A 16,568-nucleotide genomic window follows, 5' to 3' on the forward strand; every position below is an offset into this window, starting at 1 on the left:
TCTTTGCAAAATAGAAAAAATGCTAAGGATCAGGATTTAATTTGTAGACTTTTTAACAATATTTCATCAGAATTGATTTGAGAAATAATTTTTTCTAATCGAATTCCATAATCTAATAGGGCTTTAATTTCTTTTACACTTGCAACACGTTCCTTTCTCATTAATAAAAGAGTTCGTCCATTGGATTCGATATGATAGTATGAATTACTTTCAAAAAACAAGACCAATTCATCTGTAAAAAATAATTTAATTTGTTCTATATCTTCTCCTAAAAGATAAAAACGTTTAGAAAAGTCTGGATGATTTTCGATCAAAATGTCCTTAAACCCAGCAATTTTATAGACAAACTCAATAAAACCTTCTCGATCTAAAGTAAAGACTGGTATTTCCTTTTTTAGATGAATGGTTAAAAATGTTGTTCTAATGTTTTTTCTCGCAATAAATTCACCCTCTGAAAACTCAACATCCGAAATTTCGAAAGAAGAATTTTCATTAAATATACTGTTATAGATATATTTTACTTTTTTGATTTTGAAAAATAGAAAATTATTAAGGGAACTTATGTTTTCTTGTTTTTTAGGGTTGTAATTCCAAGAAAAATCATGTGCTATTTTTTGAAGGTCTTCTTGTCTTTTTGTGAGATTAGCTCCAATTTTAAACTTTCTAGAAATAGAAACAAGACTTCTTACAGCAAGCGGATGTTCAGATGCCGTACCGTGTTTGTCAAGACCAGTAATCTCAAAAGAACCACCTTTTCTAAGAAAAGTTCCTTGATAACCAATGAGGTTTTCTTGTACCGTGTAATCAACAAAATCACAATGAGAAAAATCGACAACAACATCACCATCTTCAGGAATTGAATCTAGGTTTCTTTTTAGTTTGTAATAATTAAGAAAACTTGAAAAATTCTTTACACTTACGAAATAAGTACCGTTTACCTCTTCTTTAAACATAAGAACATTTGGTTTGAAGAGGTTTCTTGCAAAAAGCATAATACTTTTGTTAAGTATAAAATGAATGATTAATGTAGTTAGAATACCAATAAAAATACCACTAATTAAATTTGTGGTGATCGTACCAATTATGGTAGCTGAAAAAATAATAAATTGTTCTTTACCAATTTTGGCGGCATCTCTTAAGTTTCTTGGTGCAGCTAGTTTATAACCTGTAAATACTAGAATTGCTGCTAATGCTGTAAGTGGAATTCTGCTTAACTGATCTTGGAATAATACTACAAACAATATAAGGAATACTGAATGGAAAAAATTAGCTGATCTATTACTACCACCATTATTTACATTTACAGAACTTCTAGCAATAACGGTTACTACATTTAATCCTCCCAGAAAACCACTTACAATTGAAGCTATCCCTAGAGCTGTTAGATCTTTATTGGTATTAGATCTTCTTTTTTCGGGGTCCAACTTATCAACTGCTTTAATGCTTAATAGAGATTCTATACTGGAAATTAATGTGATTGCTATAACAACTCCAATAAATTTAAGCTCAAGTATTGATGAAAAATCTGGCGAAGGAAAACTTGAAAAGACTTTATTGGGGATCTGAACAAGAAGAGAGTCGTTTATCGGATAGGTTTCCGATGAAAAAAACTCGTAATAATAACTTAAACCAATTACTAACAAAACGATCCACATTGGAGCCGGAACTAATTGAAGATATTTATTTCGAATTTTCCCATAAAAGATCATTATTAGTAAACTAATTATACCGACTACAGCAGCAATTACAAGATGATAATATTCAGGAGAAAATAATGAAATTATACTATTAGGAATGTCTAAAAGAAGAGAGATAGTATCTCCTTTTGCACCTGTATTAGCTAACATTACGTGAAATTGTTTTGCAAAAATACTAATACCAATTGCTGCCAACATACCTTGAATAGCAGAAGAAGGAAAGAAATCACCTAATATTCCTAAACGTAATAACCCTATAAGAATCATTAAAACACCAGAGCATATAATTGCTGCAAGCGTAAAAAGATATCCTTGAAATAAATCTCCATCAGCTAGGGTGGTAATTGCTCCTAATAAAACCACTACCAATCCATTACCTGGACCTGCTATGGTTACATTAGAACCTCCAAAAACAGAGACTATTATTCCTCCAACAATAGCAGCTATTATTCCTGATATTGGTGGAGCTTCTGATGCCAAAGCCAAACCTAGTCCAAGTGGCAACGCGATTAAAGAAACAACAAAACCTGAAAAAATGTTTTTGGGTAAGCTGGATAAAAATCCAGATGCGTTATTTTGTAAATTTTTCATTTATCTAATTATTAACACATCGGTTGGTAATTCTGTCAAAATATGTTCGAGATCATGTGGGAAAATTCGATCTAAAAACGTCGTTTTCCCAGGTGCGTTCATTATTAATAAATCAGCGCCAATAACTCGTGCATAGTGACCAATAGAATATCCTCTTTTTCCAAAAATGGGTTGTGTTTTTATATGCAAGTTAGATTTAAGTTCTTTAGGAACGTTGTTAAGAATATCCTGAACTCTAAGGTGTTCTTTTTTAGTTATTTGTTCTTTCCTTTTTGTCGCCTTAAGAAGGGATTTGTCATCTTGTACTATAACATGTACTTCTTGTTCAGATATTTCTTCTACAATTGTTAATTGTTGTGCTCCAAGATTTTGAGAAACTTCAAAAGCGGAAAGAATGGTTTGTTTTGTTTTATCATCTTTTAGTCCATTTACAACTACATGATGGCAAGGTCTAAGATCCTCAGAAGGTTTTATGAGTAATAAAACTGAGCAATGAGCATTTCGAGTTATTTTTCTTGCAATAGATCCAATATAAAACTTTAAAAAATCTTCTCTTGGTGTTGCTCCAAGCATAATAAGATCTGCGTTGTTTTGTTTTGCAGTTTTTATAATAACATTTACTGGGTCTCCTTCTTGCCAAATTATTTTAACTCTTTCAGTATCTTCAGAAAAACCTGAGATTAATTTTTTTATAGCGTTTTCTTTTTCTTTTGTTTTCGTTCCTACGTGTACAAGTATTAAATTAGAGTCAAAGAAATCTACCATCCGCATGGCTTCATATACATTGTTCTTAAGGTTAGGGGAGAATGCAACTCCTATAAGTATGGTTTTAAATTTATGATCTAAAAATTCGTTCAATATATTTTGGGTCTAAAAATTTCAGGGGCAGAATATACTGTTAATTTTCCGAAGTATAAAATTGACTAAGAGATATGTATTTTTTAAAAAAAATCTCATATTTTGCTAATTGTAATAATTATAATAAAACCATGGTAGAACTAGCGGGTATAATCATATTAGGAATTTTAGCGCAATGGGTAGCTTGGAAATTTAAGATTCCGGCAATTTTACCACTTATTTTAATTGGGCTTTTGGTAGGCCCTATTGCTACTCTTTATACTGGAGATGGCACTAAGTTAATACAACCCATTTATAATGGAGTGGAAGGTTTATTTCCTGGCGAGAGTTTGTTTTACTTTGTTTCTTTAGCCATCAGTATTATTCTTTTTGAAGGTGGTTTAACTTTAAGAAGAGATGAAATTTTAAATGTTGGGCCTGTAATTCTTAAGTTAATTACGGTAGCGGTAGTAATAACTTTTTTTGGTGCAGGTTTAGCAGCTCATTTTATTTTTGGTCTAAGTTGGCCTATTTCTTTTTTGTTTTCATCTCTTATTATTGTTACGGGACCAACTGTAATTACTCCAATTTTGAGGAATATACCATTAAAAAAGGACATTTCTGCTGTATTAAAGTGGGAGGGAATTCTAATAGATCCTATTGGAGCTCTGGTGGCAGTTTTAGTTTTTGAGTTTATAAGTGTCGGAGAAGGAGAAGCGTTTACAAAAAAGGCTTTTATAGAGTTCGGTAAAATAGTTTTGTTTGGTTTCACTTTTGGTTTCACTTTTGCTTATGCATTGGCTTTTGGGATTAAGAAAAAGATAATACCACATTATTTATTGAATGTTTTTACTCTTGCAGTAGTGCTAGGTGTTTTTGTCTTATCAGATGTTTTTGCACATGAATCAGGCTTATTATCTGTAGTGGTTATGGGTATGGTATTAGGTAATATTAACCTTCCTAATTTTGAGGAATTATTGTACTTCAAAGAATCATTGAGTGTGTTGTTAATTTCGATATTATTTATTCTTCTTTCGGCCAATATCAATATTGAAGAATTACAGTTAATATTCAATTGGAACGCTATTTTACTTTTTGCAGCTGTCGTCTTTATTGTCCGACCTTTAGGTGTGTTTCTCAGTTCAATTAATTCAGGACTTAAGATTAATGAAAAATTATTCATTAGTTGGGTAGGTCCAAGAGGAATTGTAGCTGCAGGTATTGCCTCTTTATTTGGTCTGAAACTAGCTAAGAATGGTGTGCCTGAGGCAGAATATATTACACCATTAGTTTTTATGATTGTGCTTGGAACGGTTCTTCTTAATGCAACAACGGCAAGATTGTTTGCTAAAGTTGCAGGTGTATTTCTTACACGATCTGAAGGTATACTAATTATAGGAGCGTCAAAAGTTTCGCGCTTGATAGCTTCTTATTTAAAGAGTAACCAACGACATGTAGTTTTAGTAGATAGTAATCGTGATAATGTTAAAATAGCTAAGAGTTTAGGTTTGGATGCTTTAGAAGGAAGTATTTATAATGATCAATTAAAAAATAATATAGAATTAAATGATGTCGGATTTTTAATGGCCCTTACAGGAAATAGTGATATTAATAAGTTTGCCATTAATCAATTTAGAGATCAGTTTGGAGAAAACGGATCTTTTAGATTGGTTAGTTCTGAAGAGATGAATGATCCAGAAAATAACCCTAATGAAGGTTTGTTTTCTCATACGGATGATTATGATAAGTTAATGAATCTAGCTGAAAAGTATCCCGGTATTCAGGAAATTAAAATTGATGATAGGTCACATTACGATTCATTAATTGATATAATTAAACATGATGATGATATTATCCCTTTGTTTATTAAAGATTCAGATAACACTATTAGAATTATATCTGCCTACAGTGAAAAAATGGAAGAGATCAAAGAGGATAGTTTTTTAGTTTATATAGGAAAACCTATAGACGTAGAAGAAATAAACCTACTCGATGAAAAGTAAGAATTTTCGTCAAACAACACAAATTTAACAGAATTTTTTGTTAATAATAAATTAATGCTCTATATTCGGCTTTTTAAAATTTAATTTTTAAAACCCAAATTATGAAAAAACTTATGTTTGTTGCTGTTTTCGGAATGGCCTTAGGATTAACTTCTTGTGGAGAAGATGATGTAGTAGATTTTGCCTGTGACGCCATTGATTCGGAACTTAGAGCACCTGTTGTAGCAGCTTTAGCTGCATATGACGATAATGCTACTGTTGCCGCTTGTGAGGCTGTTAAAAATGCTATTGATGTTTACAGATCTACGGACTGTGGAGCAGCAGATGCTTACACAAATGAGCTTGCAGCTTTACCTGATGATTGCTCAACTCTTGCGAACTAATATAGTCGTAACAATATTATATATAAAAATGGAGGCAATTGCCTCCATTTTTTATTTATCTTCCTTAATTAAATATATATATACAGGAAAGTGATCACTATATCCACCGGTATATGCACCGTTTGCAAAACTACGATACGGATATCCTTTATACCTACCACGTGGGTTGGCTAAATAGTTTTTATTATAAACTCCTGCTTTGTAATATTTATAAGAACTATAATCTTTATCTAGTAACCCTTTAGAAACAATAATTTGATCGAATAAATTCCAACTATCTCTCCAGGCAAGAGATCCTATTCCCTTTTTTGACATATTATACATCGGATTGTACAATCCTTTTAGTTTTACATCTTTTTTTTCAGCTTTAGCGGCCAATACTTTTTTTACACTAGAGTTATCAGGATCATCATTAAGATCACCCATGGTTATAATTTTAGCATAGGGATCTATATCAAAAAGTGAATCAATAATCTTTTTATTTAGTTCAGCAGCTTTTTCTCTTTTACGTCTACTTCTAGCTTCACCCCCACTTCTCGATGGCCAATGATTGACAATTACATGTATTAAATCTCCATCAAGGTATCCACTAACTAATAATTGATCTCTTGTATATACTCTTTTAGTAGCATCATTTGTATTATATATCAATAGTTCATGCTTACTAGTGTTGATGGGTCTAAATAGTGCTTTCTGATATAGTAATGCAACATCTATACCTCTTCGATCTGGAGAATCGAATTGAACAATACCGTAATCTTTAGATAAAAGGGCTGGTTCATTAGCTAAGTCTTCTAGTACTTTTCTGTTTTCTATTTCCGCCACGCCTAAAATTGCGGGAGCATTTTTTGTTACCTCAGAACCTATTTCAGAAATTACTTTAGCCATATTTTTTAGCTTATCTTTATAGATGTCCTCAGTCCAATGATCTTTTCCATTAGGTGTTCTATCATCATCATAGGTAATGGGATCATCTTCTGTATCAAAAAGATTTTCAACATTATAAAAAGCAATTGTATTAACTTTATATGTTTTCTTTTCTTGAGAAAAAATAACAAGCAAAGGGCATAATAAGAATGTTATGGAAAGCAAATATTTTAATTTCATTATCTAATTGATTATTAACTTATTGTAAAATGTAATCCAAATTTTGAGCCAAAATTAGCTTTTCTATTTAAAACATGTACTTTTGCGCGGCAGAAATGTTAAATTTTTAACTAAAACAACTATTAATGAAAGTGTCACAACTCAAAAAGAATCTATTCTTTTTAATGATTTTTTTAAGTTCTGTTGGGATGTCTTATGGACAACAAACAGGATTAAAGGGTAAAATTGTTGACGCATCTTCAAATGAAAACCTTTCAGAAGTGTTAGTTATTATTGAAGGAACAAATGTTTCTACTATGACTGATATTTCAGGGGAATTTGATTTTGGGAGTGTTCAATTACCTTTGGGAGAACAAATTGCAGTTTTATCCAAAAATGGATATATAACAAAACGGTATCCTATTATTATTAATGAAGGAAGTGTATTGGATCTAAAAACTATAGATCTGGACTATGATGTAAACCAAGAACAAATACAGATAGGTACTATAAGTCTTACTGATAATGAACTAGATGAAGGTGATGATGATGCCTCTGCCAATGTATCAGGTTTATTACAAGCATCAAGAGACGTATTCCTTAGTGCAGCAGCTTTTGATTTTAGCGCTACATTTTTTCGTCCAAGAGGTCTTGGGAATGAAAATGCAAAAGTACTGATCAATGGAATTGAAATGAACAAACTTAACGATGGTAGACCTCAATGGGGTAATTGGGGAGGATTGAATGATGTACAACGTAATCAGGAGTTTTCTATGGGAATTTCTGCTAACGATTATACTTTTGGAGACCTAGCTGGATCTACTAATATTATTATGAGAGCTTCTCAGTATCGTCAGGGAGGTAGAATATCTTATGCCGCTTCTAACAGAAGTTATACAGGTAGAATGATGGCCAGTTATAGCTCTGGATTAATGAGTAATGGTTGGGCATATACGGTTTCATTAGCGCGTAGAATGGGTAATGAAGGCTATATTGAAGGAACTTTGTATGATGCGAATTCAATCTTTGCTTCTGTTGAGAAAAAGATTAATAATAAACATAGTATAAACCTTACCAGTTTTTATACACCTAATCGAAGAGGAAGGTCTACTGCAATTACTGAAGAAGTATTTAGGTTAAAAGGAAGACAATATAATCCAAATTGGGGGTATTTTGATGGAGAAAAGAAGAACTCCAGAGTACGTGAAATAGAGGAACCAGTATTTATGTTAAACCATTACTGGAATATTACTGATAAGACTACTTTGAATACTAATGTAGGATACCAAACAGGTAAAATAGGAAACAGTCGTTTGGACAATGGAGGAACTGATTTGGTTAATTTTAATGGACAAGAAACCTATACAGGAGCTGGAGCTAGTAGAGATACGAATCCAATTCATCAAAGCTACTTACCTAGTTCTTTCTTAGGTGACCCAAATCCAACACCACTTGATTTTCAAAATGCCTTCTTAGCACAGCAAGCATTTGTAAGAGATGGGCAGTTAAATTGGAATCAGTTAATAGAAGCAAATCAATTAAATGCGCAACAAGGACTTAATGCTACTTATATTTTATACGAAGATAGAATTGACGATACACAATGGAGTTTCAATTCTATTTTAAATAGCCAAATTACAGACAATATAAGTATAAACGGAGCTATTAATTATAGAACGTTAAAAAGTGAAAACTTTGCAGAAGTTCTTGATCTATTAGGAGGAACAAGATTTTTAGATGTAGATTCTTTTGGGACAAATATTGATAATGATGTTCCGGTAGATCTTGGTTTTACACCAGAAGAATTAGCTGACAGAGCGCAAAGTGATTTACGTAATCGTAACCGTACGGTTGGTGTTGGTGATCGTTATGATTATAATTATGAGATTGGTGCAGATGTTGTAAGCGGTTTTGCACAGGCTCAGTTTAAAACAAATAAAATCGATTTCTTTTTAGGAGGAAATATTTCTCAAACAACTTACCAGAGAACAGGATTGTTTGAAAATGGATATTTTCCTGGGGAAGGACGTTTAGGTTCTTTTGGAAAAAGTGACAAATTAGATTTCACTAATTACGGTGCTAAAGGAGGTTTTACTTATAAAATTAATGGACGAAATCTAATAGATGTTCACGGAACTTATTTTACAAAAGCTCCAACCATTCGCAACTCTTTTGCTAATTCAAGACAAAACAATAGAACAATTGCACAATTAATAGAAGCAGAAGAATCTATTGCTGGAACACAGGAAAGTGAAAAGGTACAATCTATTGATGTTGGTTATATTTTAAGAACTCCTAAATTGAAAGCAAGATTGACAGGATATTATACTAAAATAGAAGATGCTACTGATATATCTTTCTTTTTTACTCAAGCAATTTCTGGTTCTGATGTAGGTTTTGTTCAGGAGATTCTTACAGGAATAGATAAACAACACTTTGGAGCAGAATTAGGAATAGAATATCAAATAACACCAACGATTAAATTAAAAGGAGCTGCGGCAATAGGCCAATTTACGTATGCTAATAATCCTGACTTATTTTTAGCAAGTACCAGTAGTTCATTTTTAGGAGAGTCAATCACCGAAGGGTTGAATGGTACACGATACGAGGGTAAATCAGCGTTAAAAGATTATCGTATTGCTGGTGGTCCGCAGAATGCTGCACAATTAGGTTTTGAGTATAGAGATCCTAATTTCTGGTGGTTTGGTACTACAGCTAATTATTTTTCTAATGCTTATATAGATGTGAGCCCTTTTGCAAGAACATCAAACTTTAATCAAGATGTTGATGGGTTACCATTTAATGACTATGATGATAGTATTGCAAGAGATTTATTAAGACAAGAGCAGTTTGACGATTATATATTGGTAAATGCAGTAGGAGGTAAGTCCTGGAGAGTTAAAGATTATTATATAGGATTCTTTGCAACGATTAATAACATTTTTGATAAGCAATACAGAACAGGTGGTTTTGAGCAAGCTAGAAATGCAAATTATAGATTGGCTGTAGAAGAATCTCAGAGAGAAACTCCTGTTTTTGGACCTAGATACTTTTATGGATTTGGTACTTCGTATTACCTTAATGTATACGTAAGATTTTAATGATGAACACAACAAAAAAATATTATAAAATGAATTCAAATAATTTAAAGAAACTAATAAGCATTTTGGTTTTGGCAGTTACGTTTACTGCTTGTGTACAAGATGATGATTTTAATACTCCGGGATTGGTTATAGAGGAACCAACATTTCCTGCAAATAGTACATTTGTTCAAATAGGTGGTATTTTAGGAGATTTAGCACAGGCGCAAAATGATGATGGGCCAGAAGCAAAAGTCACCTTTGAAGTTGAAAATCAGTATTTAGAAGGGTATGTAGTATCAAGTGATAAAGCAGGTAACTTTTTTGAAGAGTTAGTTATTCAGAATTCACCAACTACTCCAACAGCAGGATTAAGAGTATTAATAGATGTAAATCCTTTATTTACAAGTTATGAGTTTGGTCGTAAAGTATATATTGACTTAGAAGGTTTATCAATAGGAACTGAAAATGGAGTAGCAACTCTTGGCGTACTTTCTAGTGATGAAGTAGATCAAATACCTTCTTTTTCTCAGGAAGATATAATTTTAAGATCGGCGGAGATGGCTGTGATTACTCCTTTAGAAATTACTTTCGAAGATTTTTCTGATGATCTTACTAATCTTTATGTTAAGATTAACAATTTACAGTTTAATAGAAATGACGTATTAGGAGATGATCCTCTTACGTTTGCAGGAGAACCAAGTGATGATTTTGATGGAGAGAGAAATATAGAAAGTTGTGATAACGGAGCTACAGCAGTTTTAAGCACAAGTACTTTTGCTGATTTTAAATCATTAACCTTACCAACACAACAAGGAAGTTTTGAAGGTGTTTTAACTAAAAATTTCTTTGGAGATACTTTTAACTTAGTGTTGAATAACCCTACAGGATTAGTATTTGACAATGAAAACCGTTGTGATCCTGATGTATTAGAATGCACTGGAACTAGTGGAGGAGCAAATGTAGTTTTTGCAGAAGATTTTACAGGAGTAAGTATTAGTGATTTAGAAAATTCTGGATGGTTAAATGTAAATACTACAGGTGGAACTTTAGACTTTGTGGTAGGAAGCTTTAGTGGTAATCAGTATGCTCAGATTACAGGATTTAGCTCAGGTGAAAATCCTTTTGAAGTTTGGTTAGTAACACCAGAGATTGACTTAACAGCTTCGACAGCAGAAGAATTATCTTTTGATATTCAGGCTAATTTTGACAATGGTAACATACTTACTGCTTTTATTACCGATAATTTTACCGGTGATGTAACTACTACAGAATGGTCTCAATTAGATGCTTCAATTCCAACAGGTCCAAGTGGTACATTTGGAAGTTTTGAAGGAGTAGGGCCAATTAATATTTCTTGTGTTGATGGAAATGTACGTATTGCATTTCGTTACGCAGGAGCAGATCCAGGACCAACTACAAGATATCATATCGATAATTTAGAGATTTCCGGAAACTAAGTAGTTTCTTGTTTATAAAATAATACAATAAAAGCTCCCTGAAGAATTTCTTCAGGGAGCTTTTATTTAGTTTTAAAAGAATAATTAAATTGATTTGTTTAATTATTGGACACAAGGTATCCTCTTTTTTTAACTCCTGCAGAGTTTCTGATCCATTAAATTTATTGTATTAGTGAAATTAGAACTATAAGTTATACTATATAAATTGTGAGTATGAGCTTCTAACTAACAAAAAGGAAATTTAATTATTCGAAAAATCCTACTATTGAAAAACAAGAGATTACTATTTTGATAAGGGAAAATTTTCGTTATAAGAAGGGTTGTGTCATCTATCACTATATAGTGACTTCACTTTAATGGCATAAAGTTTTTTGCTGTGGGAATTATATATTATGTTTTAGACATATATATACAGGAAAGTGATCACTATAACCTCCTTTATATTTTCTTCCTGCATAAGTTCTGTAAGGGTTTCCTTTGTATCTACCTTTATATATTTTTAAGAAACTATCATCAAAAATATTAGCTTCAGAAAAGCTATGCGTAGCTTCTTCATATTTATGGAAGTTATTACTAAAGATAATTTGATCAAATAAATTCCATTGACGTTTATAGGTTAATGTACCACGATGCCTTGTGTGTAAACGTTCCATCGGATTATAAAAATCCTGTAATACTAAATGTTTTTTAACACTTTCACTATCAGGATCATCATTAAAATCACCCATAACGATAATTTTTGCTTCAGGTTTTTTTTCTATAATTTGATTTATTATTTCTCGGTTTCTATCAGCAGCGGCAATTCGTTTATATGATGTGAGTTCTGCTCCATCCCTTCTAGAAGGCCAATGATTTACTAATATGTGAACTTCTTCATTATGTAGAGATCCTGTTACCCATAAAATATCACGAGTAAAATCTCTTTCACCAAATTCATTGTCTACTAAGACCTGAATACTTTCGGAATTGGTAACCGTAAAGATTTCTTTTTGGTATAACAGTCCTACGTCTATTCCACGTTCATCTGGTGACTCATAATGAACCACGCCGTAGTTTTTGTTAATTAGATGTTTAGTTCTTACAAGGTCTTCTAAAACAGCTTTATTTTCAACCTCAGCAACACCTAAAATAACAGGGGCTTTTCCGGTTTTTTCAAATCCAATATTAGAAATAGCAGTTCCTAGTTTAAATAATTTTTTTTCATACCTTTTTTTGTTCCACTTTTTTTCTGAGTCTGGCAAAAAATCATCATCTAATGTATTAGGATCATCTTTGGTATCAAATAAGTTTTCTAAATTGTAAAAAGCAATCGTATGTAAGTTTGTATGTTTCTTTTTAAAATAAAGCTTTGAAGACATGCAATTAAAATTTGTTGTAAACGTCTAAAGTACAAATTCAAATGCATACAATATTGTACCTTTGTAGATTAATTATAGAAATATATCGCTAGATAAATAGGCGCTGATGATAGAAAAGGAAAAAACAGTATACGAAAAAGCAGTTTTAATAGGTATTATTACCAAAAATCAGGATGAAGACAAGTTAACTGAATTTTTGGATGAATTAGAATTCCTTACGTATACGGCTGGTGGAGAAGTGGTAAAACGATTTACCCAAAAAATGGATGTACCTAATCCTAAAACCTTTATTGGATCTGGTAAAATGGAAGAAGTACTGGCATATGTAGAGCAACATGATATCGGAACGGTTGTTTTTGATGATGAATTAACGCCTGGACAGCAACGTAATATTGAGCGTCTTCTAAAAGCTAAGATCATCGATAGAACCAATCTGATTTTGGATATTTTTGCACAACGAGCTCAGACAAGTTATGCCAGAACTCAGGTCGAGTTGGCACAATGTCAATATTATTTGCCAAGACTAACAGGTTTATGGACTCACTTAGAGCGTCAGCGAGGAGGTATTGGTATGCGTGGACCTGGTGAAACTGAGATTGAAACAGATAGAAGGATCGTAAGAGATCGTATTTCTTTATTGAAGAAAAAACTACTTACAATCGATAAACAAATGGCTACCCAGCGGGGTAATCGTGGTAAAATGGTAAGAGTAGCACTAGTTGGGTATACGAACGTAGGTAAATCTACGTTGATGAACGTGATTGCTAAAAGTGATGTTTTTGCAGAGAACAAACTTTTTGCGACTTTAGATACTACGGTAAGAAAAGTTGTTATTGGTAATCTTCCATTTTTATTAAGTGATACGGTTGGTTTTATTAGAAAATTACCTACTCAACTAGTAGAAAGTTTTAAAAGTACGTTAGATGAGGTTAGAGAAGCTGATTTATTACTTCATGTAGTAGATATATCCCATCCTCAATTCGAGGATCATATAGATTCTGTGAGCAGGATTTTGGAAGAAATTGATAGTGTTGATAAACCAGTAATTATGGTTTTTAATAAGATTGATGCTTATGAACACGAAACTATTGATGAAGATGACCTAACTACAGAAAAAACAGAAATTCATTATACCTTGGATGAATGGAAACAAACCTGGATGAGTAGGATAGGAGATAACGCTTTGTTTATATCTGCAATTAATAAAGAAAATATAGATACTTTTAGAAAAAGAGTGTATAAAGAGGTAAGAGATATACACGTAACTCGTTTTCCTTATAATAACTTTTTGTATCCTGAATTTGTAGAGGAGTAATTATAGCTCTTAAAACTCATAGTTAAGTCCTAACCCAATTACCTCTCGTATCTGGAATCCACTTGCGGCATTATCATCATAAATTGCCTGAAATGCGAAACTCCCAGATATGTATTTGTTGACAACCAAATTTAGGTTTAATGTATAATCAATATCAACGTTATAAGGATCTTCAATATAATTGGAATACAGATTAAGAATATTTTCAACAGTTATATTTTTGATGATTTTAAACTTAGTATATGCTGCCAAAGATCCACCAAATTCAAATCGTGAATTTTTGCCAGCATCTACTCCAAAATAATCGCCGTCTACATAATCAGGAGTAGTTGTAAATTGATCATCTACAAAAATCATACGGGAAGTAACAGGAGCAATATTAAAGTTAAAATCATCACTCTTTTTCCAAAGTAATCCAGGACCAATCTGTATAAAAGCTGGAGAAAAGAAATGAGTTTCTTCAGTACGTATAGTTTCGTCAGTATCTGGATCTTTAGTAAAACTATATCCTTTTGCAAATTGAGATCTAAAATTAATAAACAAAGAATAGTTCCAGTTGGTCTCTCCAATTCTTTGCCCTAATCGTGAGTTTAGTTCTATTCTATCATTCGTTTTTCGAGCAAAATTTTCTCCTTTTAGAAATGTAAGACCATAATCCGCTAAAATTTTATTGTCCCAAGTAAGGCTGTTTTTTTTGTAATTGAATTCATAATTTAAAGCAGTATTACCTGCAATATTAGAAGTTCCACCTCCTTGCCAATCAAAATTAAAGGCAGATTGATTAAAGAAAAATGAAAATTTACCAAATGATTTCCATCCCACATGTGGTTTTTTGACAGGCTTAGGGTTTAATTTTTTTAAGAGATTGTTTAAAACAATAATGTTAAGCTCTTTAGTAGTATTTTGGAGTAAACTGTCTAACGATCTGGTCAAACGAACTTGGATAGAATCCAGTTGTTTTATTTCTTTCTTCTCTTGCCCACTTATATTGGAAAGAGAAACAAATAAAAAAATAAATAAAACAATCCTTCGCATGGTATAAACATAAATGGGCACAAATATACTTTATGCATATAGCTTATTCAAATCTGAATAATTTGAACTAAAAACGTATTTCGTAGATGGTGATTGTTATGATTAAAAAACTATTATTTTTTAAGATTAGTATATATTTATTTAAAAATTATTCGGAAAAAATAAGATGAACATAGAACTTATCAAAGCTAAAGATGAAGATATTGTTTTTTTATTACAGTTAAGAAAGCAAACAATGATTGAACATTTAGAAAAAGCAGGGTTGTTTTTATCAGAAGATCAACATCTAGCTAGAGTGAATTTTCATTTTGATAGTTCATATGTAATACAGCTAAATGAATCAAAAGTAGGTGTGCTTAAGTATTTAGATACTAATGGTGCAATAGAAATTCTTCAGCTTCAAATATTACCAGAATTTCAAGGAAAAGGAATAGGTAAATATTTACTTAATCACATCATACAACTGTCTGATGATTTGAATAAAGTTGTTAGACTTAAAGTATTAAAAGAAAATCCAGCGAAGTTTTTATATGAACGGAATGGTTTTAAAATTGTTGGAGAAGATCCATTTGAGTTTCATATGGAATTTGTACAATAAAAAAAGGATCAACTATATGCTAGATGATCCTTTTTTGTAAATATATTTTTATTTACTCTAGAAAGAGTAACTCAATCCAAGATTCCAGAAAGATTGTAACTCGTTATCAGTGTTTTCTAAAGTAGGAGTAACTGCTGGAGGAGGAACTGCTAAAGCCGCTTGTCCTAGCGCATAATTAAATGCCTCTTGTTTGTTTCCTCTAAGACCAAAATCAAACCCTACACCAATCGATTTCCATAAAGTATAAGAAAAAGAATTAGTCCAAGTCCAGTTAGAATAATCACCATCTTCATAACTTAAGAAAGCAGATAGGTTAGTTTTAAAGTTGATAGCTCCGATTTTACGAGTATAATCTGCAACTATTTTTGCACCAAGAGAAGACTCATATTCTGCTGCACCTTTACTAAACACAAAGTTATAGTTTAAAGGGTGTACAACTACAATTAAATTGCTAATAGGAGTCCAAGTGATACCTACACCAAGATCTAAATATCCAGGGTCATTAAAATTATTTAAAACGGTAGTTCTATATTCTCCTAAAGTAGAAACTGCTAGAGTTTCAGTTAATTTATATCCAAATAAAGAAGAAATATTAAATACATCAGTTGATTCTCTAAAGCTATCATCATCAGTTGGGTCATCTTTATCATCTAGTTTTACCCAAGCAAGATTAACGTTAGCACTATTTCTCCAGAAATATTTGTCTTGTAATAAGTTAGCGTATGCGTTTACAGTAATACCAATAGTACCTGCGTCATTATTAGGAATTCCTTGCGAAAACCAATTGTTAAATCCCGAAAGACTTCCTCCGATGGTACCAAAAGCTCCAATTTTCCATCCTGGTAAAGCATCTATTTGCGATTGGATAGCATTAGCTCTTCCTTGGATAGCAGCAATAGAATCTTTTTTGGCTGATAATGTTGTTTTCAATTCTTCTTCTGTTTGTGCAAGACCAATTTGGATACCTGCTAATAGAAAGATAAACGTGAATACGATTTTTTTCATGATTATTAGTTTTAAGTAGATTGTTATATAACAAAAGTATTCTAAATTTATGAATTAACTTTTGTAAAACAAGTTCAAGATTTATGTAAAATTTTGCGTTGGCAAATATAAGTGAAGTAA

The 16,568-nt window shown here is 31.9% G+C and carries 12 protein-coding genes and 1 other annotated feature; of the genes, 6 read left to right on the forward strand and 6 right to left on the reverse strand.

Annotated elements, in window-relative coordinates; translation table 11 throughout:
• Positions 1–29: 29 nt before the first annotated feature.
• Positions 30–2,288: a SulP family inorganic anion transporter gene (locus BMY33_RS05645; RefSeq protein ID WP_091406528.1), complete on the reverse strand. Its 2,259-nt coding sequence runs from the start codon at positions 2,286–2,288 to the stop codon at positions 30–32.
• Positions 2,289–3,146 carry a universal stress protein gene (locus BMY33_RS05650; RefSeq protein ID WP_244542985.1) on the reverse strand — a complete coding sequence of 286 codons (858 nt, stop codon included), beginning with the start codon at positions 3,144–3,146 and terminating at the stop codon, positions 2,289–2,291.
• Positions 3,147–3,277: 131 nt separating this feature from the next.
• Here BMY33_RS05650 and BMY33_RS05655 point away from each other — a divergent pair, with 131 nt between their 5' ends.
• Both BMY33_RS05655 and BMY33_RS05660 read left to right on the forward strand, forming a co-directional pair.
• The gene (locus BMY33_RS05655; protein ID WP_091406530.1) at positions 3,278–5,128 is read left to right on the forward strand and encodes a cation:proton antiporter; all 1,851 of its coding nucleotides are present in this window, start codon (positions 3,278–3,280) and stop codon (positions 5,126–5,128) included.
• A gap of 101 nt (positions 5,129–5,229) precedes the next feature.
• On the forward strand, positions 5,230–5,511 hold the full coding sequence (locus tag BMY33_RS05660; RefSeq protein ID WP_091406532.1) for a hypothetical protein: 282 nt from the start codon (positions 5,230–5,232) through the stop codon (positions 5,509–5,511).
• A 51-nt stretch (positions 5,512–5,562) separates the two neighbouring features.
• Here BMY33_RS05660 and BMY33_RS05665 read toward each other — a convergent pair whose 3' ends face one another.
• On the reverse strand, positions 5,563–6,618 hold the full coding sequence (locus BMY33_RS05665; RefSeq protein WP_091406534.1) for an endonuclease/exonuclease/phosphatase family protein: 1,056 nt from the start codon (positions 6,616–6,618) through the stop codon (positions 5,563–5,565).
• A 125-nt stretch (positions 6,619–6,743) separates the two neighbouring features.
• Between BMY33_RS05665 and BMY33_RS05670 the strand changes: the two genes are divergently transcribed.
• Both BMY33_RS05670 and BMY33_RS05675 read left to right on the forward strand, forming a co-directional pair.
• A complete protein-coding gene (locus tag BMY33_RS05670; RefSeq protein ID WP_091406535.1) occupies positions 6,744–9,698 on the forward strand; it encodes a TonB-dependent receptor in 2,955 nt (984 codons plus the stop codon).
• A 29-nt stretch (positions 9,699–9,727) separates the two neighbouring features.
• Positions 9,728–11,137 carry a DUF5689 domain-containing protein gene (locus BMY33_RS05675; protein WP_139195596.1) on the forward strand — a complete coding sequence of 470 codons (1,410 nt, stop codon included), beginning with the start codon at positions 9,728–9,730 and terminating at the stop codon, positions 11,135–11,137.
• Positions 11,090–11,205 (forward strand) — a sequence feature (His leader region). Its footprint overlaps the gene before it by 48 nt.
• Positions 11,206–11,520: 315 nt before the next feature.
• Here the strand turns inward: BMY33_RS05675 and BMY33_RS05680 are convergent.
• On the reverse strand, positions 11,521–12,495 hold the full coding sequence (locus BMY33_RS05680; protein WP_091406538.1) for an endonuclease/exonuclease/phosphatase family protein: 975 nt from the start codon (positions 12,493–12,495) through the stop codon (positions 11,521–11,523).
• Between the two features lie 106 nt (positions 12,496–12,601).
• Here BMY33_RS05680 and hflX point away from each other — a divergent pair, with 106 nt between their 5' ends.
• The gene (hflX, locus tag BMY33_RS05685) at positions 12,602–13,810 is read left to right on the forward strand and encodes a GTPase HflX (protein ID WP_091406540.1); all 1,209 of its coding nucleotides are present in this window, start codon (positions 12,602–12,604) and stop codon (positions 13,808–13,810) included.
• Positions 13,811–13,819: 9 nt separating this feature from the next.
• Here hflX and BMY33_RS05690 read toward each other — a convergent pair whose 3' ends face one another.
• A complete protein-coding gene (locus tag BMY33_RS05690; RefSeq protein ID WP_091406541.1) occupies positions 13,820–14,845 on the reverse strand; it encodes a DUF3078 domain-containing protein in 1,026 nt (341 codons plus the stop codon).
• A 166-nt stretch (positions 14,846–15,011) separates the two neighbouring features.
• On the opposite strand from BMY33_RS05690, the gene BMY33_RS05695 reads away from it, so the two are divergent.
• Positions 15,012–15,443, forward strand: a complete 432-nt coding sequence (locus BMY33_RS05695) for a GNAT family N-acetyltransferase (protein WP_211482375.1) — start codon at positions 15,012–15,014, stop codon at positions 15,441–15,443.
• 57 nt (positions 15,444–15,500) lie between these two features.
• Here BMY33_RS05695 and BMY33_RS05700 read toward each other — a convergent pair whose 3' ends face one another.
• A complete protein-coding gene (locus tag BMY33_RS05700; RefSeq protein WP_091406542.1) occupies positions 15,501–16,448 on the reverse strand; it encodes a DUF3078 domain-containing protein in 948 nt (315 codons plus the stop codon).
• Between the last annotated feature and the right edge of the window lie 120 nt (positions 16,449–16,568).

Origin of the sequence: Aquimarina amphilecti (assembly GCF_900109375.1) — a bacterium.
Lineage (GTDB): Bacteria > Bacteroidota > Bacteroidia > Flavobacteriales > Flavobacteriaceae > Aquimarina > Aquimarina amphilecti.

Bases quoted from the DNA above. Each gene is read 5' to 3' on its own strand.
- BMY33_RS05645 (WP_091406528.1), bottom strand. From the start codon at position 2,288: ATGAAAAATTTACAAAATAACGCATCTGGATTTTTATCCAGCTTACCC.
- BMY33_RS05655 (WP_091406530.1), top strand. From the start codon at position 3,278: ATGGTAGAACTAGCGGGTATAATCATATTAGGAATTTTAGCGCAATGG.
- BMY33_RS05660 (WP_091406532.1), top strand. From the start codon at position 5,230: ATGAAAAAACTTATGTTTGTTGCTGTTTTCGGAATGGCCTTAGGATTA.
- BMY33_RS05665 (WP_091406534.1), bottom strand. From the start codon at position 6,618: ATGAAATTAAAATATTTGCTTTCCATAACATTCTTATTATGCCCTTTG.
- BMY33_RS05670 (WP_091406535.1), top strand. From the start codon at position 6,744: ATGAAAGTGTCACAACTCAAAAAGAATCTATTCTTTTTAATGATTTTT.
- BMY33_RS05675 (WP_139195596.1), top strand. From the start codon at position 9,728: ATGAATTCAAATAATTTAAAGAAACTAATAAGCATTTTGGTTTTGGCA.
- BMY33_RS05680 (WP_091406538.1), bottom strand. From the start codon at position 12,495: ATGTCTTCAAAGCTTTATTTTAAAAAGAAACATACAAACTTACATACG.
- hflX (WP_091406540.1), top strand. From the start codon at position 12,602: ATGATAGAAAAGGAAAAAACAGTATACGAAAAAGCAGTTTTAATAGGT.
- BMY33_RS05690 (WP_091406541.1), bottom strand. From the start codon at position 14,845: ATGCGAAGGATTGTTTTATTTATTTTTTTATTTGTTTCTCTTTCCAAT.
- BMY33_RS05695 (WP_211482375.1), top strand. From the start codon at position 15,012: ATGAACATAGAACTTATCAAAGCTAAAGATGAAGATATTGTTTTTTTA.
- BMY33_RS05700 (WP_091406542.1), bottom strand. From the start codon at position 16,448: ATGAAAAAAATCGTATTCACGTTTATCTTTCTATTAGCAGGTATCCAA.